At 63.6% G+C, this 25,022-nt stretch carries 20 protein-coding genes; 11 read left to right on the top strand and 9 right to left on the bottom strand.

Annotated elements, in window-relative coordinates:
- Nucleotides 1–103: 103 nt before the first annotated feature.
- A complete protein-coding gene (locus tag BLS51_RS23460; RefSeq protein ID WP_090190009.1) occupies nt 104–2,881 on the top strand; it encodes a TonB-dependent receptor in 2,778 nt (925 codons plus the stop codon).
- Here BLS51_RS23460 and BLS51_RS23455 read toward each other — a convergent pair.
- The 3 genes from BLS51_RS23455 to BLS51_RS23445 form a co-directional block, all read right to left on the bottom strand.
- Nucleotides 2,878–3,444, bottom strand: a complete 567-nt coding sequence (locus BLS51_RS23455) for a hypothetical protein (protein WP_090190006.1) — start codon at nt 3,442–3,444, stop codon at nt 2,878–2,880. The genes BLS51_RS23460 and BLS51_RS23455 overlap by 4 nt on opposite strands.
- 364 nt (nt 3,445–3,808) lie before the next feature.
- Nucleotides 3,809–4,516: an SDR family oxidoreductase gene (locus BLS51_RS23450; RefSeq protein WP_090190004.1), complete on the bottom strand. Its 708-nt coding sequence runs from the start codon at nt 4,514–4,516 to the stop codon at nt 3,809–3,811.
- Nucleotides 4,517–4,586: 70 nt separating this feature from the next.
- Nucleotides 4,587–5,165, bottom strand: coding sequence for a TetR/AcrR family transcriptional regulator (locus tag BLS51_RS23445; protein WP_090190002.1), 579 nt, complete (start codon nt 5,163–5,165; stop codon nt 4,587–4,589).
- A 179-nt stretch (nt 5,166–5,344) separates the two neighbouring features.
- Between BLS51_RS23445 and BLS51_RS23440 the strand changes: the two genes are divergently transcribed.
- The 4 genes from BLS51_RS23440 (at nt 5,345) to BLS51_RS23425 (ending at nt 14,247) form a co-directional block, all read left to right on the top strand.
- Nucleotides 5,345–7,402 (top strand): S9 family peptidase, encoded by a 2,058-nt coding sequence (locus BLS51_RS23440; protein ID WP_090190000.1) that lies wholly within the window; start codon nt 5,345–5,347, stop codon nt 7,400–7,402.
- Between the two features lie 12 nt (nt 7,403–7,414).
- Nucleotides 7,415–10,042, top strand: coding sequence for an aminopeptidase N (pepN, locus tag BLS51_RS23435; RefSeq protein WP_090189996.1), 2,628 nt, complete (start codon nt 7,415–7,417; stop codon nt 10,040–10,042).
- Between the two features lie 332 nt (nt 10,043–10,374).
- Nucleotides 10,375–11,082, top strand: a complete 708-nt coding sequence (locus tag BLS51_RS23430) for an NF038120 family PEP-CTERM protein (RefSeq protein WP_217636487.1) — start codon at nt 10,375–10,377, stop codon at nt 11,080–11,082.
- Between the two features lie 15 nt (nt 11,083–11,097).
- On the top strand, nt 11,098–14,247 hold the full coding sequence (locus tag BLS51_RS23425) for a S8 family serine peptidase (protein WP_090189994.1): 3,150 nt from the start codon (nt 11,098–11,100) through the stop codon (nt 14,245–14,247).
- A 47-nt stretch (nt 14,248–14,294) separates the two neighbouring features.
- Here the strand turns inward: BLS51_RS23425 and BLS51_RS23420 are convergent, their stop codons facing one another.
- Genes BLS51_RS23420 through BLS51_RS23410 form a run of 3 tightly spaced genes read right to left on the bottom strand, consistent with a single transcriptional unit; the run spans nt 14,295 to nt 16,917 of the window.
- Nucleotides 14,295–14,720: a hypothetical protein gene (locus tag BLS51_RS23420; RefSeq protein ID WP_090189993.1), complete on the bottom strand. Its 426-nt coding sequence runs from the start codon at nt 14,718–14,720 to the stop codon at nt 14,295–14,297.
- The gene (locus tag BLS51_RS23415; protein WP_090189991.1) at nt 14,717–15,712 is read right to left on the bottom strand and encodes a hypothetical protein; all 996 of its coding nucleotides are present in this window, start codon (nt 15,710–15,712) and stop codon (nt 14,717–14,719) included. The genes BLS51_RS23420 and BLS51_RS23415 overlap by 4 nt, the downstream gene beginning before the upstream one ends.
- Nucleotides 15,713–15,768: 56 nt before the next feature.
- Nucleotides 15,769–16,917, bottom strand: coding sequence for a TIGR04552 family protein (locus BLS51_RS23410; protein ID WP_090189990.1), 1,149 nt, complete (start codon nt 16,915–16,917; stop codon nt 15,769–15,771).
- Between the two features lie 69 nt (nt 16,918–16,986).
- On the opposite strand from BLS51_RS23410, the gene BLS51_RS30475 reads away from it, so the two are divergent.
- The 5 genes from BLS51_RS30475 to BLS51_RS23390 all read left to right on the top strand — a co-directional run bounded on the left by BLS51_RS30475 (nt 16,987) and on the right by BLS51_RS23390 (nt 20,798).
- Complete coding sequence (locus tag BLS51_RS30475; RefSeq protein WP_255369074.1) at nt 16,987–17,115, top strand: hypothetical protein; 129 nt, start codon at nt 16,987–16,989, stop codon at nt 17,113–17,115.
- Between the two features lie 83 nt (nt 17,116–17,198).
- The gene (locus tag BLS51_RS23405; RefSeq protein WP_090189988.1) at nt 17,199–17,543 is read left to right on the top strand and encodes an STAS domain-containing protein; all 345 of its coding nucleotides are present in this window, start codon (nt 17,199–17,201) and stop codon (nt 17,541–17,543) included.
- 2 nt (nt 17,544–17,545) lie between these two features.
- Nucleotides 17,546–17,968: an ATP-binding protein gene (locus tag BLS51_RS23400; protein ID WP_175472667.1), complete on the top strand. Its 423-nt coding sequence runs from the start codon at nt 17,546–17,548 to the stop codon at nt 17,966–17,968.
- A complete protein-coding gene (locus BLS51_RS23395; RefSeq protein WP_090189983.1) occupies nt 17,965–19,263 on the top strand; it encodes a PP2C family protein-serine/threonine phosphatase in 1,299 nt (432 codons plus the stop codon). Before BLS51_RS23400 ends, BLS51_RS23395 begins: the two co-directional genes overlap by 4 nt.
- Nucleotides 19,264–19,331: 68 nt before the next feature.
- Nucleotides 19,332–20,798, top strand: a complete 1,467-nt coding sequence (locus BLS51_RS23390) for a GntP family permease (RefSeq protein ID WP_090189981.1) — start codon at nt 19,332–19,334, stop codon at nt 20,796–20,798.
- Here BLS51_RS23390 and BLS51_RS23385 read toward each other — a convergent pair.
- From BLS51_RS23385 to BLS51_RS23375, 3 genes are all read right to left on the bottom strand, one after another.
- Nucleotides 20,740–21,423 carry an endonuclease gene (locus BLS51_RS23385; protein ID WP_307188166.1) on the bottom strand — a complete coding sequence of 228 codons (684 nt, stop codon included), beginning with the start codon at nt 21,421–21,423 and terminating at the stop codon, nt 20,740–20,742. The two genes, BLS51_RS23390 and BLS51_RS23385, sit on opposite strands and share 59 nt — an antisense overlap.
- A gap of 190 nt (nt 21,424–21,613) precedes the next feature.
- The gene (locus BLS51_RS23380) at nt 21,614–22,321 is read right to left on the bottom strand and encodes a site-2 protease family protein (RefSeq protein WP_090189979.1); all 708 of its coding nucleotides are present in this window, start codon (nt 22,319–22,321) and stop codon (nt 21,614–21,616) included.
- 2 nt (nt 22,322–22,323) lie between these two features.
- Nucleotides 22,324–23,238, bottom strand: coding sequence for a DUF2167 domain-containing protein (locus BLS51_RS23375; protein ID WP_090189977.1), 915 nt, complete (start codon nt 23,236–23,238; stop codon nt 22,324–22,326).
- A gap of 144 nt (nt 23,239–23,382) precedes the next feature.
- On the opposite strand from BLS51_RS23375, the gene BLS51_RS23370 reads away from it, so the two are divergent.
- On the top strand, nt 23,383–25,020 hold the full coding sequence (locus BLS51_RS23370; protein ID WP_229207729.1) for a M28 family metallopeptidase: 1,638 nt from the start codon (nt 23,383–23,385) through the stop codon (nt 25,018–25,020).
- Nucleotides 25,021–25,022: the final 2 nt, after the last annotated feature.

Here is a 25,022-nt window from a genome sequence, read left to right as displayed (position 1 = left end):
ACCACCGCAGCATCGTGCGCACCGGACGGCTCTCCCGAGCCGCCCGGCGGGGACTGCTGCGCGCAGAAAAATTAAAAACGTCAACCAAAGGGAGTAGAGCACTATGAAGGAAACCGTACTGGCGCAGTCCTTGCGCATGATGTTTGTCTTAGGCGCCGTGGCCGTGGTCGCGCAGGCCGCGTCGGCGCAAGAGGGCGAGAAGATGCAGCGTGTGGAGGTCACCGGCTCCTCGGTCAAGCGCGCCGATTCGGAAACCGCCTTGCCGGTGCAGATGATCAGCAAGCAGGACATCCAGCGCATCGGCGCCACCAGTACGGAAAGCTTGCTGGCGTCAATCGCTTCGCTGTCTTCGGCCGGCGCGACCTCGAACGCCGCCGGTGCATCGAGCGGCACCAGTGGCCTGTCGTCGATCTCGCTGCGAGGCCTGGGCGCGGACCGCACACTGGTGCTGGTCAATGGCCGCCGGCTGGCGGCATTTGCGGGCGCGGGCGGTGCCACGGTCAATGTCAACGTGATCCCGCTGGCGGCGATTGAGCGCATCGAGATACTGAAGGACGGCGCTTCCGGCGTGTACGGCAGCGACGCGGTGGCGGGCGTGGTCAACTTCATCCTGTCGAAGAGCTTTGAAGGTGTGGACGTTAGCGCCGGCGCCGGTTCGCCGACCACCGATGGCGGCGCACAGAATCAGAAAGCTTCCATCGTTGGCGGCTTCGGCAAGCTGGACCCGGACGGGTACAGCGCAGTGCTGTCGGCATCGTGGGAAAAGGAGAAGGCGCTGTTTGGCCGCGACCGCGATTACGCAAAGTCGGGCAACAACATGCCGTATTACGTTTCCGGCGCGACGGGCCAAGGCAATATCGAAGGCGTGGTGATACCGGGCGCTTATCCGAACGACCGTGGCGCCGGCTTTGGCGCCTCGCCGGCCACCGGCTACGGCAATCCGATGGCGGCCAGCGGCAAGTGCGCGGACATCCAGATGTTCCAGAACCCGACGCCCAGCACCAAGGGCGCACCATACTGCGCTTACGACAGTGCCTCGGACACCAATCTGATACCGGCACGCGAACTGGCCAATGTCACCGGCAACGTCACGTTCAAGATCAATGATGAGCACCAGTTGTTCGCCGACGTGCTGCTGTCGCGCAGCGTGGTGACGCAGACCATCCAGACCAGCCCCGTGCGCCGCAGCTTCCTGGTGGTGGACAGCGCGTTCACGCAGCAGAAGGTTGATCCGTCGCTGATCCTTTATCCGAGCAATCCGGTGTACCAGTCTATCGTGGTGCCTTACCTGACCAGGCAGGGTTTCACTTCCATCATCGGCCAGCCGCTGGCGATCACCAGCCGCGTGTTTGATTTCGGCCCGCGCCAGTCGCGCGATGTTGCCACGCAATCGCGCTTTGTCGGCGGCGCGCGCGGCACGGTATGGGGACAGGATTACGAGGTGGCCTTCACCTCGAATCGCAGCAAGGTTTCCGGCTCGCTGCCGTCGGGCTACTTCCTGCAGGTGGAGTACGCGAAGATCATCAATGACCCGGCCAACAACTGGAACCCATGGGCGCCTGGCGGCGTGCAGACTGGTGCGCTGGCCGATAAGCTGAAGGCCGCGCAGTACACTGGCAAGACCATTGATGGCTGGTCGCAGAGCGATCTGGCGGACAGCAAAATCGCCGGCGACTTGTTCACCATCGACGGCCGTGCGGTGCAGTACGCGGCTGGCTTGCAGGCGCGCCACGAGAGCTACAAGACCGCGCCGAGCGCCGCGCTGCTGAGTGGCGATATCGGTGGCGCGGGCGGCGCTTCGGCGCCGGTGGACCGCAGCCGCACCATCCGTTCGGCGTTCGGCGAAATCAACGCGCCGCTGCCGGGGGGGGTGGAGGCCAATCTGGCGCTGCGCAACGACCATTACAACGATGTTGGCGGCACGACCAACTACAAGGCCAGCCTGCGCTGGCAGCCGGTGCGCAGTCTGCTGCTGCGCGCATCCACCGGCAGCGGCTTCCGCGCGCCGACGCTGACCGACTTGTGGCGTCCGCAGGTGCTGGGCACGACGGTCGCCTTCAGCGATCCGAAGACCGGCCAGAGTTCATTGCAGGTTAACGGTCTCACTGGCGGCAATCCGAATCTGAAACCGGAAGAATCGCGCCAGGCATCGGTGGGCGTGGTGTGGTCGCCGGCCAGTTGGCTGAACGCGGGCGTTGATCTGTTCCGCATCAAGGTCAGCGATATCCTGGCAGCGCCGTCGGCGCAGGAAGTGGTGTCGCGCTTCCGTGCCGGTGATCCGGCGTATGCCAACCTGGTACTCCTCAATGGTAACGATATCGATCTGGTGAAGACCGTGCTGGCCAATACCGGCAACGCCACCGTGCAGGGGGCGGATGTGTTCATCACCGGCCGCCATAACTTTGGCGTGGGCCGCGTGGATGCGGCGCTGAACGGCACTTATATGGACAAGTTCGACCAGATGAGTCCTGGCGGCGTGATGTCGCACAAGGTCGGCACGTTGGTCGACAGCAAGGGCACGGCAGTGATTGGCGCCGATGCCGGCGGCGTGGTGCTGCGCTGGAAGCACACGCTGAGCGCGACGTGGACGCAGGGCGCGTGGGCCTCGACGCTGATCCAGAATTACCGCGCGCGCTACGAGGCCGCGCACGACCTGCTGGGCAATCGCGTGTTCATGGGCGCGGAAGCGACCTATGACGCCAACCTGGTGTGGCGCGGCCTGAAGAACACCACGCTGACGCTCGGTGTGCGCAATCTGTTCGATCGCCAGCCGCAGACTTTTGTGCCGATCGCGGCGCAGTTCCAGTATGGGTATGACGTCAGCACCTACGACCCGCGCGGCCGCTTCGTCTACGTCAACGCCAGCTACGCTTTCCGTTAAAGTGCCGGCACCGCGCCCTGGCCCATGGCACCCTGGCGCGGACGCAGTTCTGGACGGGATGCCGCATCGTCGCCATCCTGCTCCAGAAACTTGCTGCCGATCTCGAACCACTCCTCGCTGGAGATGACTTTTTGCGCCAGCGGCAGCAGTTCCTGTTCCTCCTTGTCGAGGCGCTTCAGCAAATTCTGGCAATACAGGTCGACCGTCTTGCACAAGAACTTGCCTTGCGACGCGCTGCGGCGCATGGCGCGGCGCAGGCAGCGGTAGACCGCGTTAAGCATGGCGCTGCCACGCTGGCTCAGCGATTCCAGGTCGTTAATCAGCGGCGTGCAATTCGGCTCGGCCGCGTGTACGGCCGGCATCAGGCACGCTTCCACCTTGCGCTGGTGGCGCGCTTCGGCAAAGCTGGTCAGTTGTTTCAGTTGGGACTCAATGAACACAGGATCGATTTCCTGCGGGCGGCGCGCAATCGACTGCACGTATTGCAGCAGACGCGAGATGAAGTGGCGTTCTTTCTTTTGCTCGATAGACAGTGTCAACAAGACATAGGTGGCAGTAAGCATAGCGTTTCCCGTATTTCGATGACTTCGGCTGCGCGGAGGTCGTCGCAGAGGAGCCGACGCGCGCCGAGGTGAAGCTTCTACCTTAGCGCGACTGATGAGCTCATACAACGCCGATTTACAATTGTTCACAACTGGTTGTGAGGCAATACAAAGCGAAGCATTACCGGCGGGGAAAACGAATTGCGCACGCGTCAAGCCGGCAGGAACGCGCGCTTTTTCACCTGGCTGAGGGAATGATTATGCCTTGTTTCGGCCTGCGAAAATACGCAATTTATTACAGCGGCCGAAAATTTTTTCAATCGGTGTCAGGTCTGCCATTGGTACATGAGCTCGTGTACGTTTGGCAGAACTGACCCCGGATTTTTCAGGCGCGTGGTTCGCCGAGGTAGAAGGCGCGGGGGGCGGCGAAGCTGGCGCGCACTTGCTCGGAAACCTGGTCGGTCAGCACTTCGTCCTGGTTCGCTTCGAGCGCGGTGACGATGGCTTGGGCGATCACCGCTGGCGACGATTTCGGGGCGTCGACGCCGGCCGTCATGTCGGTGTCCATATAGCCCATGTGGGCGCCCAGCACTTGTGTGTTTTGGGCGCGCAGTTCGCCGCGCAGGCCGTTGGTCAGCGCCCAGGCGGCGGCCTTGGAGGCGCTGTAGGTGCCGGTGGTCGGGAAGCTGGCCCAGCTCAGGGCGGACAGGATGTTGATGATGGCGCCGCCGCCGTTGCGGCCCAGCGCTGGCGCAAACGCATTGCTCAGCGCCAGGGGGGCGAAGAAGTTGGTTTCCAGTTCGGCACGGGCGGCACTCAGCGCGTCCGGGCTGGTGACGCCGCCCACCACGTGGATGCCGGCGTTGTTGATCAGGATGGTCAGGTCGGGGATGGCTTGCACGGCGGCAGCGATGTCGGCGGCTTCGGTCACGTCCAGCTTGATCGGCGTGACACCGGCGATGTCGACCGTTTCCGGTTTGCGGGCGGCGGCATAGACTTTGCGCGCGCCGGCTTTGACGGCGGCTTGCGCCAGTGCTTTGCCCAGGCCACGGTTGGCGCCAGTAACGAGGACGACGGAGTCTTTGAAGTTCATGATGGTTCCTTTCTAGGTTAAATAAAAACTACAATATGACCGGTCGTCTTAAAAACGGCCGAAAAAAAATTCAATGCAACAAACGGCCCAGTGCTACGCGGCCGAAACGTTCCAGCGGCGCGCGGCTCTGCTCTGCCTTGGCGCGCAGGACTGCGCCTTGCCATGCGTCGTTGACGAAGCCAGCCAGATCGGCGGCTGCGACATCGGCCTTGATGCTGCCATCCTGCTGCCCTTCGGCGATGACCGCCGCCAGCAGCGTGGTGGAGCCGTCGAAAGCGCCTTGCATGGCCGACCGCATCGCCGGAATCTGATTCGACAGCTCGGTGCTGAAGTTGCCCAACATGCAGCCGTAGTGGTATTCGTTGGCGGCGTTGCCGGCAATCATGCCTTCATAGTATTGCTGCAGGCGTTGTTTCGGTGACAGCGAGCGGTCTTTCAGCACGGCAGCCAATCCGCCCACACCTTCGACATAACGTTGCAATACTTCTAATCCCAGCGCTTCCTTGCTGGAGAAGTGGTTGTAGAACGAGCCTTTCGGCACTCCCGCTGCGTCGGTGATGTCTTGCACACTGGTGGCGTTGAAGCCTTTGCTGTGCAGCAACTGGGCGCTGGTAGTGAGGATCTGCTCTTTGACGTTTGCTTTAGCCATACGTGTAATATGACCGGTCGTCTTAAATAAGTCAAGAACTATTTTAACGCTGGAGCGCTGCACAAAGTAGCTTAAAGTAACAATTTCCTGCCGATATGCCGCTGCGCCCGGCGCTCTTGGTATGATCTACGATGGCCGGTCACAAGCCGGTATTTTTCTTATAACAACGGAGAGATCGAATGAGATTCCCCTTGCTGCTGCTGGGTACCGCTATCGCGGCCAGCGCCACGGCCGCACCGCGCGGTTTTACTGTAGAAGACCTGGTCAAGATGGAACGTGTCGGTAATCCGGTGCTGTCGCCGGACGCCAGCCGCGTGGTCTATACGGTGCGCACCACCGACCTGGACAAGAACCGTGGCAACACCCAGCTGTACCTGCTGGACCTGCGCAATCCGAAAGCCGCGCCGTTGCGCCTGACCCAGGCCGCCGCCAGCAGCACCGATCCGGAATGGTCGCCGAAGGGCGACGCGATCTACTTCCTGTCCGGCCGCTCCGGCTCGTCGCAGGTGTGGCGCTTGCCGCTGGCCGGCGGTGAAGCGGCCAAGGTCACCGACCTGCCGCTGGACGTGGACAGCTTCCGCCTGTCGCCACAGGGCGACCGTCTGCTGTTCAGCATGGCCGTGTACCGCGATTGCGCCGACCTGGCGTGCAGCAAGCAGCGCCTCGACGACAAGGCCAAGGAAAAAGCCAGCGGCAAGGTCTACGACAAGCTGTTCGTGCGTCATTGGGACACCTGGGCCGATGGCCGCAACAATGTGCTGTACTCGGCGCCAATCGACGCCAGCGGCAAGGTCAGCACGCAGCCGGTCAGCCTGAGCGGCTCGCTGGATGGCGACGCGCCGTCCAAGCCGTTCGGTGACAATGGCGAATACCGCTTCAGCCCGGACGGCAAGACCGTCGCCTTCTCGATCCGTATCGCCGGCCGCACCGAAGCCTGGTCGACCAACTTCGATGTCTACACCGTGCCAGCCACCGGCGGCGAGCCGAAGAACCTAACCGCCGACAACAAGGCCTGGGACACCAAGGCGACCTATTCGCCGGACGGCAAGACGCTGGCCTACGTGGCCATGGACAAGCCGACCTTTGAAGCCGACCGCTTCCACCTGGTGCTGATCGATGTCGCCAGCGGCAAGAAGCGCACCGTGGCCGATAGCTGGGACCGTTCGATCGCCGACTTCCGCTGGACGCCGGACAGCAAAACCATCCTGGCCACCGCAGACGATATCGGCCAGCACCGCCTGTTCTCGATCGACGCCGCCAGCGGCAAGGTCGCCGCGCTGACCGGCAAAGGCTATGTGGCCGGCTTCGATGTGGTCAAGGACACCGTGGTCATGTCGCAAGCCAATCTGTCGTCCGGCGCGCAGCTGTACAAATTCAAGCTGGGCACGTCGGGCGAGAAGGCCGAGCAGCTGACCAAACTGAATGAAGCCGCGCTGGCCGACGTCAAGTTCGGCGAGTACGAGCAGTTTTCCTTCACCGGCGCCAATGGCGACACCGTCTACGGCCACGTGATGAAGCCGTGGAACGCGCAACCTGGCCAGAAGTATCCGGTGGCCTTCCTGGTGCACGGCGGCCCGCAAGGCAGCTTCGGCAATTCGTGGAGCTATCGCTGGAATCCGCAGACCTATGCGGGCGCCGGCTATGCGACCGTGTTCATCGACTTCCACGGTTCGACCGGCTACGGCCAGAAGTTCACCGACTCGATCAGCGGCGACTGGGGCGGCAAGCCGCTGGAAGACCTGCAAAAAGGCCTGGCGGCGGCAGTGCAGAAATTCCCATGGCTGGACCGTGAGAACAGCTGCGCGCTCGGCGCGTCGTATGGCGGCTATATGATGAACTGGATTCAAGGTAACTGGTCCGACGGCTTCAAGTGCATCGTCAATCACGATGGCGTGTTCGATACGCGCGGCATGGCTTACTCGACCGAGGAGCTGTGGTTCACCGAGTGGGAAAGCGGCGGCACCTATTACGACGTGCCGCAACTGCACGAGAAATTCAATCCGGCGCTGACCGTGAAGAACTGGAAGACGCCGATGCTGGTGGTGCAGGGCGACCTGGACTTCCGCATTCCGACTGCACAGGGATTGGGCACCTTTACCGCGCTGCAGCGCCAGGGTATTCCGAGCAAGTTCCTGTTCTTCCCGGATGAGAACCACTGGGTGCTGAAGCCGGCCAACTCGGTGTTGTGGCATCACACCGTGATCGATTGGCTCGATACCTACACCAAGAAAAAATAAAGGGACTACACAATGAAGAAGTATCTGATCGCCGGCGCGGTTGCGCTGGCCTTTGGCGGCGTCGCGCACGCTGCTGACTCAGCGCCAGCGCCGCGCGCCGACAACGCCTTCCTGTCGCAAGCCGATGCCGCCGCCCGTTCGGCGCGCGTCAGCAATGTCGACTACACACTGGAATTTGCCCTGACCGGCAAGGAAACCTTCAGCGGCACCACCACGCTAAGCTTCGATCTGAACGACGCCTCGCAGGCGCTGACCATCGACCTGGACAAGGCCACCATTGCCAGCCTCACCGTCAACGGCAAAACCGTCACGCCGCAATACAATCAGTGGTTTATCACGCTGGCCGCGTCGGACCTGAAGGCCGGCCGCAACACCGTCACCATCGCCTACAGCCGCCTGCACAGCACCAACGGCGAAGGCCTGCACCGCATGGTCGATCCGGTGGATGGCCGCGTCTATACCTACTCGCACTTCGAGCCAGCCGCCGCGCACCAGATGTTCCCGGTGTTCGACCAGCCTGACCTGAAGGGCACCTACCAGGTCACCGTCACCACGCCGGCCGACTGGGTCGTCTCGTCCACCATGCGCGAAAGCGGCGTGCAGGATGTCGACGGCGGCAAGAAGTGGACCTTCCCGCGCTCGAAGAAACTGAGCCCGTACAACTTCTCGATGCACGCCGGCCCGTACAAGGTCTGGGAAGACAACAGCGGCAAGTACCCGATGCGCCTGTTCGCGCGCCAGTCGGTGGCTGCGCAGGTATCGCCGCAGGACTGGTTCAAGTACACCAGGCAGGGCCTGGGCTTCTTCGATAACTACTTCGGCATCCCTTACCAGTTCGAGAAGTACGACCAGCTGCTGGTGCCGGACTTCCTGTACGGCGCCATGGAAAACGCCGCCGCCATCACCTTTGCCGAAGGCCGCTTCCTGCACAAGGAAGAAATGACCGCTGCGCAGAAGCAATCGCTGGCCAGCGTCATCATGCACGAGATGGCGCACCAGTGGTTTGGCGACCTGGTCACGATGAAGTGGTGGAACGGCCTGTGGCTGAACGAAAGCTTCGCGTCCTTCATGGGCACGCTGGCGACCGCTGAAGCGACCGAGTTCAGCAACGCCTGGCAGAGCTTCTACTCGGGCGGCAAGCAGGCCGCCTACACGCAGGATCAGCGCGTGACCACGCACGCGATCGAAACGCCGGTGCCGTCGACCGCCAATGCCTTCGACAACATCGACGCCATCACCTACTCGAAAGGCGCATCGACGCTGAAACAGCTGCGTCACCTGCTGGGCGAGGAAGTGTTCCGCAAAGGCGTGCACAACTACCTGGTCAAGTACCAGTACCAGAACGCCACGCTGGACAATTTCATCGGCAGCCTGGGCGAAGCGGCCAACCGCGACCTGAGCGGCTGGACCAAAGAGTGGCTGTACGAAGCAGGCGTCAACACCATTGCCGCCGATTACAGCTGCGCTGGCGGCAAGATCAGTTCGTTCACCTTGCGCCAGAGCGCACCAGGCAAGGAACTGCCGACGCTGCGCGAACAGCGCGTGCAAGTAGGCCTGTTCCAGCTGGGCGCGCAAGGGCTGACGCTGAGCAAGAACGTCGCTGTCACCTATCAGGGCGCGGCGACCGCCGTGCCTGAGCTGAAGGGCGCCGCTTGCCCGGCACTGGTCTATCCGAACTATCAGGACTGGGGCTTTGTGCAGGTGCAGCTGGACAAGAAATCCTTCGCCACCGCGCAATCCAGCCTGAGCAAGGTGGAAGATCCGCTGCTGCGCTCGATGTTATGGCAGAGCTTGTGGGATGGCGTGCGCTCGGCCCAGCTGCCGCTCAACGCGTTCCTGACGACCGCACTGGCCAACGCGCCGGCCGAGAAGGACTACACGCTGCTGGGCGATGTCGTCGAGAAGCTGCAGGCATCGGTGGCGTATCTGAACCTGATGGGACCGTCGGCCTACAACACCAAGGTCACCGCGCAACTGGAGCAGATGTCGTTTAACGCCACCAAGGCCGCCACCGACAAGAACTTCCAGCGCCGCTGGTTCTCCACCTACATCAACGTCGCCAGCAGCCCGGCCGCGCTGAAGCAGCTGGCCGCCATCCTCGACGGCAAGCTGGTGGTGCCGGGCCTGAATGTCAGCCAGGATGTGCGCTGGGACATCATCAAGCGCCTGAACCGCTACGCCTATCCGGGCAGCGATGCGCTGCTGGCAGCCGAGCAGCAACGCGACAAGTCGGACAGCGGCCAGCAAGCGGCAATCGCCGCCGCCGTCAGCCGTCCGGACGCCAAGGTGAAGGCCGAGTGGGCCGCCACCATCGCCGACCTGAAGACCACGCTGCCGTTCTCGAAAGTACGCACCGCCATGGGCAGCATATTTCCGCCGGAGCAGGGCGCGCTGAACGAGCAAAGTGCGCCGCAACGCCTGGCGACGCTGGGTGAGGTCGATCAGGCCGCCGGCCCGGTCTACATGCGCGCCTACGCGGCTACCCACATCCCGGCCGCTTGCACGCCAGCCAGTGTGGCGCGCCTGGACGCGGCAATTGTTAAATTGCCGAATTTGTCGACCGGCACTCGTCGTTCCCTGTTGGTAACAAAACAGGAAGATGAGCGCTGCGTTGCCATCAAGAAAGCAATGACGAAATAATCATTGGCGCTTTCTTTGCGCACGACAAGCCAGCCCTTGCGGCTGGCTTTTTTTATACAAAATTTGCGCGATTACAACGAAAATAAGTTCATTGCAGCACAAATTTGTGACACGATGATGACCTCAATTTCATAGTGATAGCAATATTTTATTTAGTTTCTATGAAAGATAAATAAATAATAAATGTTACTGTTTCGTTACTTGTGTAACGGGTTGTTGCGTATATTGATTGTTACTTTTTAAAAAAAGTGCAAACAGGCTGATTCGGGCAAATCGACCCGGCCGGCCATGGCTCCATCCCTTCACCACAAGGCAGCTAAATGAAACATTTGATGCAATTCGCCGCAGTTGGCGCGCTGGCGCTGATGAGCGCCGCGCCAGCCATGGCCGACACGATCAATTTTGAATCGATCGGCTCAACGACCTTCAATGGCACTGAAACCTTTACCGAAGCCGGCTACATGCTGGAAGTGATCGACACGCCGGCCGTGCCTGGCGGCACCGGCTTTGCCGGCGGCATCGGCAACGGCCTCGATCCTTTCCTGTGCGAGATCGCATCCTGCCCAAGCGGCAACAGCAGCTACTTCTACATGGGCGTCAATGACGGCGGCCTGAAAGTGTCGCGCGAAGACCATCAGTCCTTCCGCCTGTCGTCGCTGGACTACGCCTTCCTGGCGCCGGTTGGCGGCTTGCCGGGCTACTCCTATGGCCAGCTGACCGTGACCGGCACCACCGTCGGCGGCGGCAGCGTGCAGGCGACCTTCGATTTCCCTGCGCTGGTTGGCGGCAGCTCGCCATTCGTCAGCGCCAACCTGTATTCGCAGTTCGGCAACACGCTGTTCAGCAATGTCACCATCAGCTCCTGCCTGTTTGCTGACACCGCTTGCATCAGCCCTGCCGGCAACCAGGCCCAGTTCACGCTGGACAACCTGGTGCTGGCCGCTGTGCCGGAGCCGGAAACCTACGCCATGATGGGCCTGGGCCTGGCGGCGATCGGCCTGGTCGCACGCCGTCGCGCAAAAAAACAGAACAACGTCTAAGCAGGGGACACACACATGAAACTTCGCCCGATTTCCACCGCCGTGCTGCTGATGATGTCGGCACTGGCCAGCACCGTGCACGCTGATGAAGCGCGCCGTTCCTACATCGTGCAGCTGGTCGACAAGCCAGCCGCCACCTACACCGGCCAGGTCGCCGGCCTGGCCGCCACCATGCCGGCACAGGGCCAGCGCCTGAATGTTGACGCAGCCGACGTGCAGGCTTACATCAGCTATCTTGAGACCAAACAGAACGATGTGATCAGCACCGTCACCGGCGCCGAGATTACCAACAAATACGATGTCGTGTTCAACGGATTTTCGGCGCTGCTGACCGACGATGAAGTGCGCGCGCTGAAGAAGCACAGCGGTGTCGCCGCCATCACCGCCGACAACATCCTGCAACTGGACACCAGCTACACGCCAAGCTTCCTCGGCCTGGACAAGGCCGGCGGCCTGTGGGAACAGCTGGGCGGCAAGGGCAGTTCGGGTGAAGACATCATCATCGGCATCGTCGATGGCGGGATCTGGCCGGAAAACAACAGCTACGCCGACCGCGAGGACGACGCCGGCAACCCAAGCCATACCGGCTCGAAGCTGGTCTATGGCGCGCCGCCGGCCAGCTGGAAAGGCAATTGCGACAGCGGCGAAGGCTTCAGCGTCGCCAACTGCAACAACAAGCTGATCGGCGCACGCTATTACAAGCCGGCCACCCAGGCGCTGCACTGGACCGAATTCAACTCGGCGCGCGACTCGGTCGGTGGCACCGAAGGCGAGGGCGGCCATGGCAGCCACACCTCCAGCACCGCCGGCGGCAACAATGGCGTGCCGGTGAGCATCAACGGCGTCAATATGGGCAAGATCTCCGGCATCGCGCCGCGTGCCCGCATCGCCGCCTACAAGGTCTGCTGGACCGATGGCGCGACCGGCAAGAATGGTTGCTCGACCGCGAGCAGCGTGGCCGCCATCAACCAGGCGGTGAAGGACGGCGTCAATGTCATCAACTATTCGATCGGCCCTAACGCCGGTGGCGGCAGCTTCAGCGAAGCCGGCGAGCAAGCCTTCCTGGGCGCGGCGGCGGCTGGCGTGTTTGTGGCGGCGTCGGGAGGCAACTCGGGACCGACAGCCACCGCGCCAGCGCCGGTATCGCACATCAGCCCTTGGCTGACCACGGTGGGCAACTCGACCCATGACCGCATCTATGTGGGCGACGCCATTCTCGGCAACGGTGTTACCGTCACCGGTGCGTCGAGCAACGCCAATACGCCAGCGGCGCCGCTGATCCTGGCCAAGGACGCCGGCCTTGCCGGTGCGAATGCAGTGCAGCTGGCGCGTTGCTTCGGTGGCACCGACGGCATGGCGGCGTTGCTGGACCCGGCCAAAGTCAACGGCAAGGTGCTGGTTTGCGACCGTGGCGACAACGTGCTGGTCAACAAGAGCGCCAACGCCAAGACGGCCGGCGCGGTGGGCGTGATCATCGCCAACGTTGAAGGCGGCGCGGCCACCATCATCAACCAGGGCCACGTGCTGTCGACCGTCCACATCACCAAGGAAGAGGGCAAGAAGGTCAAGGACTACGTCGCCGCCGCACCGGCTTCGGCCAACAGCGCGCTGGGCAATGTGCACGCTACCTTCGACCCGACCGTCAAGGCGCCGATCATGAACGGTTCCTCGTCGCGCGGCCCGAACGTGGCCAACGCCAGCATCCTGAAACCGGACCTGACCGCGCCCGGCACCGACATCCTGGCCGCCATCACGGCCGACCTGACCCGCGAGCAGCGCGATGCGCTGGCCGTCAGCGGCGCATCGCCGGTGGCGGAGTGGGGCTTCAAGACTGGCACGTCGATGGCCTCGCCGCATGTGGCCGGCATCGCTGCGCTGCTGAAACAGCGCCATCCGGACTGGACGCCGGCGGCCATCAAGTCGGCGCTGATGACCACCGCCTTCGATACCTTCACCGATGGCCTGACCACCGGCGTAGCCTGGGACGCCACGGCGAAAAACACCGGCACGCTGCCATGGGGCCAGGGCGCCGGCCACGTCGCGCCGACCTCGGCGGCCGATCCGGGGCTGGTGTATGACATCGCACCGGTCGAGTACGCGCGCTTCCTGTGCGGCCAGGGCCTGATCTACACGCCTGCACAGTGCGTGTCGTACGGCGGCGCGATTGCCGCGCAGAACCTGAACCTGGCGTCGCTGACCATCAGCAACGTACTGGGTTCGGCGACGATCACCCGCACCGTCACCAACGTGGGCGCCAGCGCGGCGACCTACAACGCCAGCGCCACCATGCCAGGCTACGCGGTGCTGGTGACGCCGTCGCAACTGGTGCTGGCGCCGGGCCAGAAGGCCAGCTTCACGGTCAAGGTCACCCGCACTGATGCCCCGGTCGACACCTGGGTGTATGGCAAGCTGGTGTGGAGCGATGGCGTGCACACCGTGCGCAGCCCGTTGACCCTGCGCGGCAGCGCGCTGGCGGCGCCAGCTGGCGTCTATAGCGAAGCAACCACCGGCAGCAAGGTCGTCACGCTGGGCACCGGCTTTGCCGGCGCCATGAGCGCGGCCAAGGGCGGCCTGATCCCTGCAAGCCAGGAATCGCGCACCGTCGTGCAGGGCACCAACCTGTCGACCGCCAACGCGCAGTGCGCGGCGGGCGGTGCGGCTGGCGTGAATGTGCACACGGTCAGCATTCCGGCCGGCACCATCGCGGCGCGCTTCTCGTTGTATGACGCCGAAACCACCGGCAACGGCGGTGACGACCTGGATCTGGTTGTCGCACGCGGCACCACCATCGTGGCCAGCAGCGGCAACGCCACGTCGAACGAGTCGGTGCAACTGCTGAATCCAGCGGCCGGCGAGTACAAGGTGTGCGTAGTGGGCTATGCGCCAGTGGGTGGCGCCTCGACCTACAAGCTGTCGAGCTGGCTGGTGCAGCCGACGTCGACCGGCGGCAACTTCAAGGTCAACCTGCCTAGCTCGGCCACCGTGGGCGGCACCGCCAGCGTCGGCTTGAGCTGGTCCGGCCTGCCGGTAGGCAAGCGCTACGTCGGCGCGGTCAACTTCCTGCTGGGCGGCGTGCGCCAGGGGACGACCGTAGTGGATGTCGACACCACCGATCCGCTGCCGTTGTTCCAGAACGCCCGCACGAAAGAAGCGCTGGCGTTCTGATTTCTGGCATCTCGTGCTGAACCCGCGGGCAGTACGCCGCGGGTTTTTTATTTGCTGGTCGGCTGGCCGGGATTGACGGCCGACTGCGGGTTCAGTGTGCAAACGCCGGCGCGGCAGCTGGCGCCGGGATCGCTGACCACGCTGCAGGTGGACATCATGCCCTTGCGCTGGTCGTCCTCGCGGCGCGCGGCGGAGTGTTGCGCCACCAGTGCCTTGAGTTGTGCGCCATCGCTGTTCTTGCTCGACCAGGCGAGGTAGTTTTCCGGGCCGCCGCAGGCCTTGGCGCCGATGCCGATGCTGTGGCACTGGCTGCTGTTGTCGCATTGCAGGTCGGCGTTGGCGGATTTGATCTGCTGCCACAGCGCGACCACCGGGCTTTCCGCTTCGGGCGCCGGTGAGCGCGCGCCGGCGCAGGCGGTGAGGATCAGCAGGCTGGCCGCTGCCAGCCGCAGGGAGTGGGGAATGTTGTTCATGGTGTCTTCACAGGTTCCTGTAGTCTTGCCTTGCGCGCCACGCCGTCCGGACCGAACAGGATGGTGAATTCGGCCGGTGGCGCATCGCCGCTGGCAGGGTAAGTGTAGCGCCACATCTGGTAGCCGCTGTCGAAGCTTACTACTTTTGCCGGGCCGAGGCGCGCTTGCATTCGCGCCGTGGTGCGGTAGTCGTCGGCGACGGGGCTGTCGTCCGGGCCGGGCGGGCTGTCCATATCGTCGAAGGCCAGCAGGGTGTCGTCGGACCAGCTGCGGTCCCAGATTGGCGCGTAGTAGCTGCGGTCGAGCAGCACCTGGCAGTCGCAATAGGGCAGCGTGGCGGGCGTTTGCGTACCGCCGGCGTACAGCGCGCTCATGGGCAGCGTGGCGCGGCGCTTGCCGTCACGCAGCGTCACCGCGTAGACAGGGCGATCGGCAAAGAACAGGTAGTTGCCATCCGCCAGGCCGCAGACGCGCGCCGGGCTGGTGAACAGTTCGCCCAGCCAGGCGAACATCTGCGCGTTGTTGGACAGCAGGCCGGCTTCGACACCCACCATGCATTCAAGCCGCAAATCGCCTAGCCGGCGCATGCCCTCCGGCACGTTCGGGCTGCGTACCTGCGCGCGCCAGGTCAGGGTGCTGGTCTTGCGGCTGGCGATCAGGGCAGCGTCTTCCCTGGCGGCCTGGGCGTTGCGTTCCAGTGTGAACGTGTGGTCGGGCGCGACCTTTACCGGCAGCGAAACGCTATCGCCGGCGACGCGCAGCGTGATGCCATCCAGCTGCGTAGTGGGCAGGCGCGGCAACAGCTGGAATCGTAGGCTGGCGTGTGGCGCCAGCGCATGATGACGCTCGAAGATATCCATGCCCGCCAGCATCTTGCGGTAGGATTTATCGACAGGATCGCGGGTCGCCGCCACCGTGACGCTGGGCGCGTTCTGCGCCGCAGCGCCAGCTGTCAGCAGCAGCGCCGCAGTGAAGAAAATCAATGTGCGCATGCGGGCAAGCGTAAAGCATCGCCGAGCCCGGCGGCGCACTGTTCGGCGGGGCCGGCTCAGGCAGCCGGCTGCTGCGCGATCCAGCGTAGCAGGTCGCGGCCGAACACGCGCGTGCGCGCGGTATCGACCTGGCGCTGCTTGTAGGCCTCATGGCTGGCCGGCCCGCTCAGGCTGCGCTGGTAGCTGGCCTCGTCCATCAGCTGGATCTCGTACTCGAAGAAAAAGCCGACATCGTAGTCCTGCTCAGGCGCCGCATCCAGCTGCTGCACGTGGATCATCTTGCGCACCGTCACCTGCATGCTGTTGAAGCCGTTGCCACTGTGCGGATTGTCGCAGCGCGTCTGCGGCTGGGCGATGTCGGCCAGCTCGGCGTCCATCTGCCGCAGCAGGTCCAGCGGATAGTCCTTGCTGTGTTCCAGCTGCGCGCGGTACTTGCAAAAAATCTGTTTGGCGGCGTCCAGATCGAGCAGGGTGTTGCGGGTACGCTCGGCATCCACATTGGTGACCGACAGCAGGTGTGCGCGCTGCAAGGTGCGCAGGGCCAGCAGACATTCGCAGCGGGTGGCAAACACCAGCCGCACGCCGAGATGGTCAAAGATGTCGGCCGCCAGGTAGGCCGCCTTTTGCAGCAGCTTGAGCAGGATGCTGTTGCGGCCCTTGTTGTCCTTGCGGTCGTAATGCAGCAGCGGCAGGCAGACTTCGCCGTCGGTCAGGAAATGGCGTTCGCCGTCCTGGCGTATCACTTCGTCCAGCGTGCCGAACACCTGGGCGCGGATCGCGTGGAAATGCCGCAGCTTGAGGTTGTTGTCGATGTAGAAAATCCCGTGCATCACCTTCAGCACTGCACAGGCCCACATGCGGCGGGCGTCAACCAGGTTTCCGCGTTGCGACGCATAGAGCAGTAATTGCAGCAAGTCGTCCGGCTCGGCCACCTCGGGCGGGATCAGTCCGGCCTGCTGCGGCGTCAGGAAGGTGCAGCGGATGAACGCGACCGCCTCCTGGTGCGCGCGGCGCAGCAGCGCCGGCGTGGCGGGCTGGTCGAGGTCGAAACCGTATTCGCGCGCGAACTGCCGCGCATCGTGCAGATTGCGCAGTGCCAGCGCGCCCAGGTCGATCGCCGAGACGCCGTTGGCAATCGCATTCAGATAAGTCCAGTTCAGCGACAACTTGCCGCCGCTTTTCAGCGATGCCTGCAGTTCGGTCATGCGCGTGTCTCCTCCAGCCGTCTGGCGGTTAGAACTATAATAACGCCTTTGCCTGCCAACACCAGCATTATGCCCATCCCCCGCAATATGCGTCGCTATGGCCTGATTCTGGACGAAGCCAGCGGCGGCAAGCAGCCGGCGGCGATCGGCACGGAGCCGCGTCCCTTCCTCTGGTGCCGGGTCGCTGCGCACGATTGACATGTCATCAGATGGTCATAATGGAGGCGTATGCTGGGGCGCTTGCGCGCCGCGTGCGCGTTCCAGTCACTTTCAGGATATCCATGACCATCGCGTACACCGACATCAATGACACCTTGCGCCGCGTTTCCCTGTCGGGCCGTCTCGACATCGCCGGCACCGATGCTATCTCCCTGCAATTCACCGCGCTGACCGCATCGGCCAGGCAGCGGGCTGTGGTGGACTTGAGCGCGGTGGATTTCCTGGCGTCGATCGGCATTCGCGCCATCGTCGCCAACGCGCGCGCGATGCAGCAGCGCGGTTCGCGCATGGTGCTGTTCGTCGGTGAAAACGGTCCGGTGGCGAAGACGCTGTCGACCACCGGCATCGACGCCGTGATCCCGATGTTCAACGACCTGGCCAAGGCCGAAGAGGCAGCGCAGGCTTGAACGTGCTTGCCCATACCGCTGCGCTGGTGCTGGCCGCGCAAGTGGCCGAGTTGCGCCGCGCAACCGCCTGGCTGCACGCCGAAGCCGGCGCGCGCGTGGTGCCGGACGAGGAAATCGCCCGGCTTGATTTGTGCCTGCATGAGGCGCTGGCGAATGTCCTCGACCACAGCGGTCTGACGGCCGACGCCGAAGTGCGCTTGCGCCTGCAAGTGGGTGACGGCTGCGCCACGCTGACGCTGGACGATGGTGGCGCGCCTTACGATCTGACCCAGGCGGTGGTGGCGGCTCGCCCGCTGACGCTGGAAGACACCGAGCCAGGCGGTCTGGGCGTGCTGATGCTGCGCAGCCAGGCTGACCAGCTTGAATACGAATACATTGACGGCCGCAACCATCTGCACATCACCGTGCGCTGGAGCGCCGCGTGAGCACCTCCGGCATTACCCGGCGGCCGTTCCGCCGGAGTGGCGAACGCCGTCACGGCCTCGATCACATGGTCGACAGCCACCGCCACGACCAGCGCCAGATCGAGCGCCGGCGCGAGGGCATGGACTGGATCGGCCTGTTCAAGCAGGCCAGCGCCGATGCGGTCGATGCCGCACTGGCCGAAGCCGAAGTGCTGGACTTGCCGGCCGGCGCGCCGTTGCTGAAATCCGGAGAAATCAATCACTGCGTTTACATCCTGCTGTCCGGCGCGCTGGAAGTCCATCTGGACGGCCAGGGCGGCGCCGACGGCATCATCGTCTCGCCCGGCGAATTGATCGGCGAACTGTCGGCCATCGACGGCGAGCCGGTGTCAGCGCTGGTGCTGGCGCGCGAGCCGTCGCAAATACTGCAACTGTCGCGCGATCTGTTCTGGCAAAAGCTGATGGCTTTGCCCGGTGTCGCCAGCAACCTGATGACCACACTGACCGGGCGCATGCGCCGCTCCAACGAGGCGGCCCTGAAGGCGCAGCGCGCGTCGCTGGAGCTGCAACATCTGCGCAAGGAACTGGATATCGCGCGCCAGCTGCAAGTCAGCATGCTGCCGTTGCAGCGCCCGCTGTTCCCGGAGCGTACCGACCTGCATGCCTGCGGTTTGATGGAGCCGGCGTCGCACGTCGGCGGCGACCTGTTCGATGCGTTTTTTATCGACGATCACTTGCTGTTCATCTGCATCGGCGACGTTTCCGGTCACGGCGTGGCGGCGGCGCTGTTCATGGCACGGGCGATCGGCCTGCTGCGCGTGCTGGCGATGAGCATCACCGAGCCGGAGCAATTGCTGGCCACGCTGAATGACCGCCTGTGCGCCGGCAACGACACCAATCTGTTCGTCACACTGTTCTGCGGTTTCCTCGATGTCGGGACCGGCGTGTTGCGCTATTCGAATGGCGGCCATTGCCCGCCGATGCTGTTGTCGGGCGGCGTCGCCAGCCTGTTGCCTATCCCGAAAGGTGTGCTGGTCGGCGCGTTCCCCGGCCTGGCTTTTGGCGCGATGGAAACCGTGCTGGCGCCTGGCGACACACTGCTGTGCTACACCGACGGCGTGACCGAGGCGGCCAACGAAGACGGCGTGGAATTCTCCGAGGAGCGCTGCCTGGCGTTGCTGGCCCAGTGGGATACGCCGCCGTTGCCGGAGGCGCTGGACCTGCTGCGCCTGTCGGTCAGCACCTTCACCGGCCAGCCGGTGCTGGATGACGACTGCACCATGCTGGCGATCCGCCGGCCGGCGATTGCTGCTTGATCTGGCACTGCTGCACAAGGTTGTAATAAGTTCTACAATGTCCGGAGAAAACCACTCCCGGAGCCTGCATGTCTTTCCTGATCGTTCTTGCTGCATTGGTGTTCCTGATGCTGGCCGCGTATCGCGGCTACAGCGTGATCCTGTTTGCCCCCATCGCCGCGCTGGGCGCGGTGCTGCTGACCGATCCGGGCGCCGTAGCGCCGGTATTCAGCGGCATCTTCATGGACAAGATGGTCGGCTTCATCAAGCTGTATTTCCCGGTGTTCCTGCTGGGCGCCGTGTTCGGCAAGCTGATTGAGCTGTCGGGCTTTTCCGAGGCGATTGTGGTGGCGGCCATCAAGTACATTGGCCGCTCGCGTGCCAACGCGGTGATCGTGCTGGTGTGCGCGTTGCTGACGTATGGTGGCGTGTCGCTGTTTGTGGTGGTGTTTGCCGTGTATCCGTTTGCGGCAGAGCTGTACCGTCAGAGCAATATTCCCAAGCGGCTGATGCCGGGCGCGATTGCGCTGGGGGCGTTTTCGTTCACCATGGATACGCTGCCGGGCACGCCGCAGATTCAGAACATCATTCCCACCACGTTCTTCAAGACGACAGGTTGGGCCGCGCCGTACCTGGGCGTGATCGGCTCGATCGCCACGCTGGCTGCCGGCCTGGCCTTCCTCGAATGGCGCCGCCGCAGCGTGATGGCCAAGGGCGAGGGCTATGAGGCGACGCCGGCCGGTGCTGCACCGGCCGCGACCGCGCCTGCGGCAACAGCTACAGCTACGGCCAAAGCCGCAGCCGCAGCCACGCCGGCCACGCCGGCGCGCGCCGGCCTGCCGCATCCGCTGTTGTCGCTGGCGCCGCTGGTGATGGTCGGTGTCGCCAACTTCGCGCTGACCAAGCTGATACCCGGCTGGTACGGCGACAGCTACGCGCTGACCGCCGACGCCTTGCCCGGCCTGCATGCGCCGGTGAACATGACCATCAAGCCGGTGATCGGCATCTGGGCGGTGGAAGGCGCGCTACTGCTGGGCATCCTGCTGACCGTCGTTACCGCTTTCGGCCGCATCAAGAATGCCTTTGCCGAGGGCACCAAGGCCGCCGTTGGCGGCGCGCTGCTGGCGGCGATGAACACCGCCTCCGAATACGGATTCGGCGGCGTTATCGCCGCGCTGCCGGGCTTCCTCTCGGTCAGCAACGCGCTGCGCAGCGTGCCGGACCCGCTGGTCAACGCGGCCGTGTCGGTGACCTCGCTGGCCGGCATCACCGGCTCTGCCTCGGGCGGCATGAGCATCGCGCTGGCGGCGATGTCCGACCAGTTCATCAAGGCCGCCGAAGCAGCCAACATTCCGCTGGAAGTGATGCACCGGGTGGTGGCCATGGCCAGCGGCGGCATGGATACGCTGCCGCACAACGGCGCTGTCATCACGCTGCTGGCCGTGACCGGGCTGACGCACCGCCAGTCCTACCGCGACATCTTCGGCGTCACCGTCATCAAGACGCTGGCGGTGTTCTTTGTGATCGCTGTCTACTATCTGACCGGACTGGTATAGGCAGCACTGGCGGATACTGCTTCTGACATTTAATGCAGAAGAAGCTGCGACGTTTGGTCTTGCCCAGATGGCCTTTGTGGAACGGAATGTCGCAGCGCGGGCAGATGCGTTTGGTGTGCGCCAGCCAGTGCTGCTTCAGCACGAAGGCCTTTTTCCACTTGAGGAAATCGAAGGCGTACACATGCATCTGCTCGACCAGCTCGCGCTGCTTGGCCGCCGGCAGCGCACCCACCTTCGACAGCGGATGCACGCGGATGCGGAACAGCACCTCGTTCTTGAAGATATTGCCGGCACCGGAAAAAATCTCCTGGTCCAGTGTGGCGTCGCACAGCAGCGTGTCCGGCTGGGCACGCAGCTTTTTCAGCGCCAGCCTGGCGTCCCAGGCGTCCGCCATCAGGTCGCTGCGCCAGTCGTACTGCGCGTCCAGGTCGGCTGGCAGTATCTTCACCGAGCAGGTGTAGAAATTGAACTCCTGGCCATCGTCGAAGCCTAGTCTGAGGCGCGGCTCGGCGCCTTCCTTGCGTTCATTGATGCGGTAACTGCCGAACATCAGCAGATGGATGCGCAGCGCCAGGTTCGGCAGCTGTAGCAGGAAATGCTTGCCCCAGCTGCGCACCGCCAGCACCGGCTAGTCGACCAGCGCGTCGAAGTCGACAGTCTTGCTGTTGCCGCTGGCGTGCGTGATGGTACGGCCGGCGAAACCGGCTGCCTGCTCACGCATGATGACGATCGATGGTCCTTCCGGCATGGTGCGCCTCCACTGGCATACAAGCCTCCAGTGTGGGCACGCCGCGCCGGCCGGACTGTGCGTTAGCTCACCGAGACGGCAGCATCTCGTGGACGCTGTAGCTCATCATCGCCAGGAATGCCACCAGCACCAGGTACATCACGCCGTAGTTGATGCGCGTTTCGCGCGCCACCTGGTAGTAGTCGCCGGCCTTGGCCGGATCGCCCCAGATGGCTTCCTTGATCTGCGGATAGGCCAGCACCGCCACCAGGATCAGCATCGGGCTCGGATGGTAGAAGAACAGCGCCGCCAGCAGCGGCACGCCGGCCAGCCAGACCTTGGGCGAAATGATGGCGGTGATGCGGCCACCGTCCAGCGGCGATACCGGAATCAGGTTGAACAGGTTAAGCATGAAGCCGGAGTAGGCCACCGCCAGCAGCAGGTTGCTGTCGCTGTTGCGCGCGAAGTAGTAACAGGCCAGCGACGCCAGCGTGCCGGCCAGCGGCCCGGCAAAGCCGATATAGGCCTCGGTTTCGACGTCGTGCGGCAGCTCTTTCAATTCAATCCACGCGCCGACAAAGGGAATGAAGGTCGGTGCGCCGACGTTCAGCCCGCGCTGGCGCGCCGCCACGTAATGGCCCATCTCATGCACCAGTATCAGCGCCACGAAACCGACCGCGTAGCGCCATCCATACACCCAGCTGTAGGCGACGATGGACAGCAGCATGGTGCCGCACGTCAGCAACAGCTTGCCCATCTTGCCGGCCGCCAGCAGCCAGACGATCAGCTTGCCCACGCTTATTCCGGCTTGCTGAGGTCAACGCCGGCGGCGGCTTGCTCCTTGCGGCGGCCCAGCAGCTTCCAGAACCAGCCGCCCAGCGCGGCCACGCCCAGCAGGATGAATTTCTTGAAGGCCAGCAGCACGGCAAAGATCTTGCCGAAGAAGCCCAGCTTGGCCGCGACGCCGCCGGCCACCAGCGCGGCGATACCGTATTCGGCCACCTTGTCGGTGCTGGCGTTGAAGTCGGTATAGCGGTTGCCCGGCGTGAAGTCGGTGAAGGCGGTGACTTTCTTCATCTCCTGCTTGACCTGGCCGATCTGCTGCATGCCCGACACCGCGTTCAGCACCAGCACGCCTTCGCGGCCCAGCACGCGGATGTTGTAGTTGAGCCCGTTTTCATTGCTGCCTTCGGTATGCAGTTCCTTGGCCCAGTACAGCTTGTGCTGGGCCTTGTCGTAGCTTGGCTGTTCGGCCCAGCCGACCAGCGTCATGGCCGAGTAGCCCTGTTCCTTGCGCGCCTTGTTATTTTCTTCCATGCCTTCCTTCATGTCTTTCAGCAGGTCGGCATAGTTGATGTGGTCGGCGTCATCGTCCTTGACGTGGCCGTCCTTGTCGTAGGTGACCACCACGCCCCAGCCAGCCTGGCTGAGCGGATTGACATCGGTGGGCACGATCATGCCCAGCGACTGTACGCCCGGCGGATTGCCCCAGCCTTCGGTAATCAGCTTGGCGGCGTCAGCCGGATCGAGGTAGCGGAAATTCGGCGGCAGGTCCATGGTGGCGATGTCGCCGGGCAGCTTGATCTTGCCTTCGCGGAAGGTCAGCGATTCGAGGAATTGCTGGGCGGTCATCTGTGGTGCTGGATCGGCGGCGATAGCGGGCAGGGAGGTGGCCAGGCTCAGGCAGAGCAGGGCAGTCAGAACACGGCGCATGGAGATCTCCTTGTAAGAAAGGCTATATCCTACAGGAAACTATTGTGAAGTTGGTAATTATTTATGACATTGTCGTCAAGATTGTTTCGTGGCAGTATGGACGATTCATGTACGTGTCCCAGGGAGCTTAGATTGAAAAAAACCATGCTAGTCCTGTCGCTGATGGCGGCGTTCGCAGCCCACGCGGCGGCCGGTCCTGAATTCGACGCCAAGCGTTTGTCGCACGATGTCAAAGTGCTGTCGTCCGATGAGTTCGAGGGCCGTGGCCCCAACACCGCCGGCGAAACCAAGACCGTCAAATTTCTGATCGAACAATTCAAGGCCGCCGGCCTGCAACCAGCCGGCGATGTCGTCAAAGGCCAGCGCAGCTGGACCCAGGACGTGCCGCTGGGCCGTTTTGAAATCAAGGGCCCGGTGACGCTGAGCGTCAGCGATGGCAAGACCGTGCAGCCGCTGAAGCAGGGCGACGACCTGGCCGTGCGCGCCGCCATGACCGGCGCGAAGCTGGTCGACTTCAAGAACGCGCCGCTGGTGTTCGTCGGCTATGGCGTTACCGCGCCGGAGCGCAAGTGGGATGACTTCAAGGGCCAGGACCTGAAGGGCAAGCTGGCGGTGGTGCTGATCAACGATCCGGACTTCGAAACCGGCCAGGGGGAATTCGGCGGCAAGGCCATGACCTACTACGGCCGCTGGACCTACAAGTATGAAGAGATGGCGCGCCGTGGCGCGCTGGGCACCATCATCGTGCACGAAACCGCGCCGGCCTCGTATGGCTGGAACACGGTGAAGAACTCCAACACCAACGTCATGTACGACATCGTGCGCAAGAAGCCGTCGGAAGCGCATGCGCCGATGGAAGCGTGGATACAGCGCGACCTGGCGGTGGACCTGTTCAAGCGCGGTGGCCTCGATTTCGAAGCGCTGAAGAAGCAGGCGCAAACGCGCGACTTCAAGCCGGCCGAACTGAAAGGCGTCACGCTGTCGGCCAACTACGCGGTGGATGCGCAGGTGATCGTGTCGAAGAACGTGGCGGCGCGCGTGGTCGGCGCCAAGGCACCGAACGAGACGGTCATCTACAGCGGCCACTGGGACCACCTGGGCGTGGGCCTCCCGGACGCCAAGGGCGACAAGATCTACAACGGCGCGGTCGACAACGGCACCGGCATCGCCGCGCTGCTGGAACTGGCGCGCGCCTATGGCAAGGCGCCGGCGCCAGCGCGCAGCGTGGTGTTCCTGGCGGTCACCGCTGAAGAGAAGGGTCTGCTGGGCTCCGAATATTACGCGGCCAACCCGCTGTACCCGCTGGCCACCACGGTGGGCGTCATCAATATGGATGCACTGAGCCCGGACGGCGTGGCGCGCAACTTCACCATCTCCGGCAGCGCCAAGCTGGATCTGCTGGACCTGCTGGTGGCCAAGGCCAAGCAATGGAACCTGGTGTATGCGCCTGATCCGAAACCGGAAGCCGGCCACTTCTTCCGCTCGGACCACTTCCCGTTCGCCAAGCGCGGCGTGCCGGCCATCTCGTATGGTTCGGGCGACGACCTGGTGGTCGGCGGCCTGGAAGCCGGCCACAAGGTCGAGGAAGCCTACGTGACCAATAACTACCACCAGCCGTCCGACGAGTGGAGCGCCAGTTGGACGTTCGCCGGCATGTCGCATGATCTGGGCATGTTGTACGCGCTGGGCCGCGATCTGGGTGACTCGAAATCCTGGCCGAACTGGGCCAAGGACGCCGAGTTCCGCGCCGCCCGCGACGCTTCCGCCGCCAAGCGCAAGTAAGC

Origin of the sequence: Duganella sp. OV510 (assembly GCF_900100205.1) — a bacterium.
Taxonomy (GTDB): domain Bacteria; phylum Pseudomonadota; class Gammaproteobacteria; order Burkholderiales; family Burkholderiaceae_D; genus Rugamonas.
The sequence above is the reverse complement of the archived record's forward strand: the minus strand, read 5'-3'. Positions and strand labels throughout refer to the sequence as shown.

Bases quoted from the DNA above. Each gene is read 5' to 3' on its own strand.
- BLS51_RS23455 (WP_090190006.1), bottom strand. From the start codon at position 3,444: ATGCTTACTGCCACCTATGTCTTGTTGACACTGTCTATCGAGCAAAAG.
- BLS51_RS23445 (WP_090190002.1), bottom strand. From the start codon at position 5,165: ATGGCTAAAGCAAACGTCAAAGAGCAGATCCTCACTACCAGCGCCCAG.
- BLS51_RS23370 (WP_229207729.1), top strand. From the start codon at position 23,383: ATGCTAGTCCTGTCGCTGATGGCGGCGTTCGCAGCCCACGCGGCGGCC.
- BLS51_RS23415 (WP_090189991.1), bottom strand. From the start codon at position 15,712: ATGCGCACATTGATTTTCTTCACTGCGGCGCTGCTGCTGACAGCTGGC.
- BLS51_RS23460 (WP_090190009.1), top strand. From the start codon at position 104: ATGAAGGAAACCGTACTGGCGCAGTCCTTGCGCATGATGTTTGTCTTA.
- BLS51_RS23420 (WP_090189993.1), bottom strand. From the start codon at position 14,720: ATGAACAACATTCCCCACTCCCTGCGGCTGGCAGCGGCCAGCCTGCTG.
- BLS51_RS23440 (WP_090190000.1), top strand. From the start codon at position 5,345: ATGAGATTCCCCTTGCTGCTGCTGGGTACCGCTATCGCGGCCAGCGCC.
- BLS51_RS23410 (WP_090189990.1), bottom strand. From the start codon at position 16,917: ATGACCGAACTGCAGGCATCGCTGAAAAGCGGCGGCAAGTTGTCGCTG.
- BLS51_RS23430 (WP_217636487.1), top strand. From the start codon at position 10,375: ATGCAATTCGCCGCAGTTGGCGCGCTGGCGCTGATGAGCGCCGCGCCA.
- BLS51_RS23375 (WP_090189977.1), bottom strand. From the start codon at position 23,238: ATGCGCCGTGTTCTGACTGCCCTGCTCTGCCTGAGCCTGGCCACCTCC.
- BLS51_RS23425 (WP_090189994.1), top strand. From the start codon at position 11,098: ATGAAACTTCGCCCGATTTCCACCGCCGTGCTGCTGATGATGTCGGCA.
- BLS51_RS30475 (WP_255369074.1), top strand. From the start codon at position 16,987: ATGCCCATCCCCCGCAATATGCGTCGCTATGGCCTGATTCTGGACGAA.
- BLS51_RS23450 (WP_090190004.1), bottom strand. From the start codon at position 4,516: ATGAACTTCAAAGACTCCGTCGTCCTCGTTACTGGCGCCAACCGTGGC.
- pepN (WP_090189996.1), top strand. From the start codon at position 7,415: ATGAAGAAGTATCTGATCGCCGGCGCGGTTGCGCTGGCCTTTGGCGGC.
- BLS51_RS23390 (WP_090189981.1), top strand. From the start codon at position 19,332: ATGTCTTTCCTGATCGTTCTTGCTGCATTGGTGTTCCTGATGCTGGCC.
- BLS51_RS23405 (WP_090189988.1), top strand. From the start codon at position 17,199: ATGACCATCGCGTACACCGACATCAATGACACCTTGCGCCGCGTTTCC.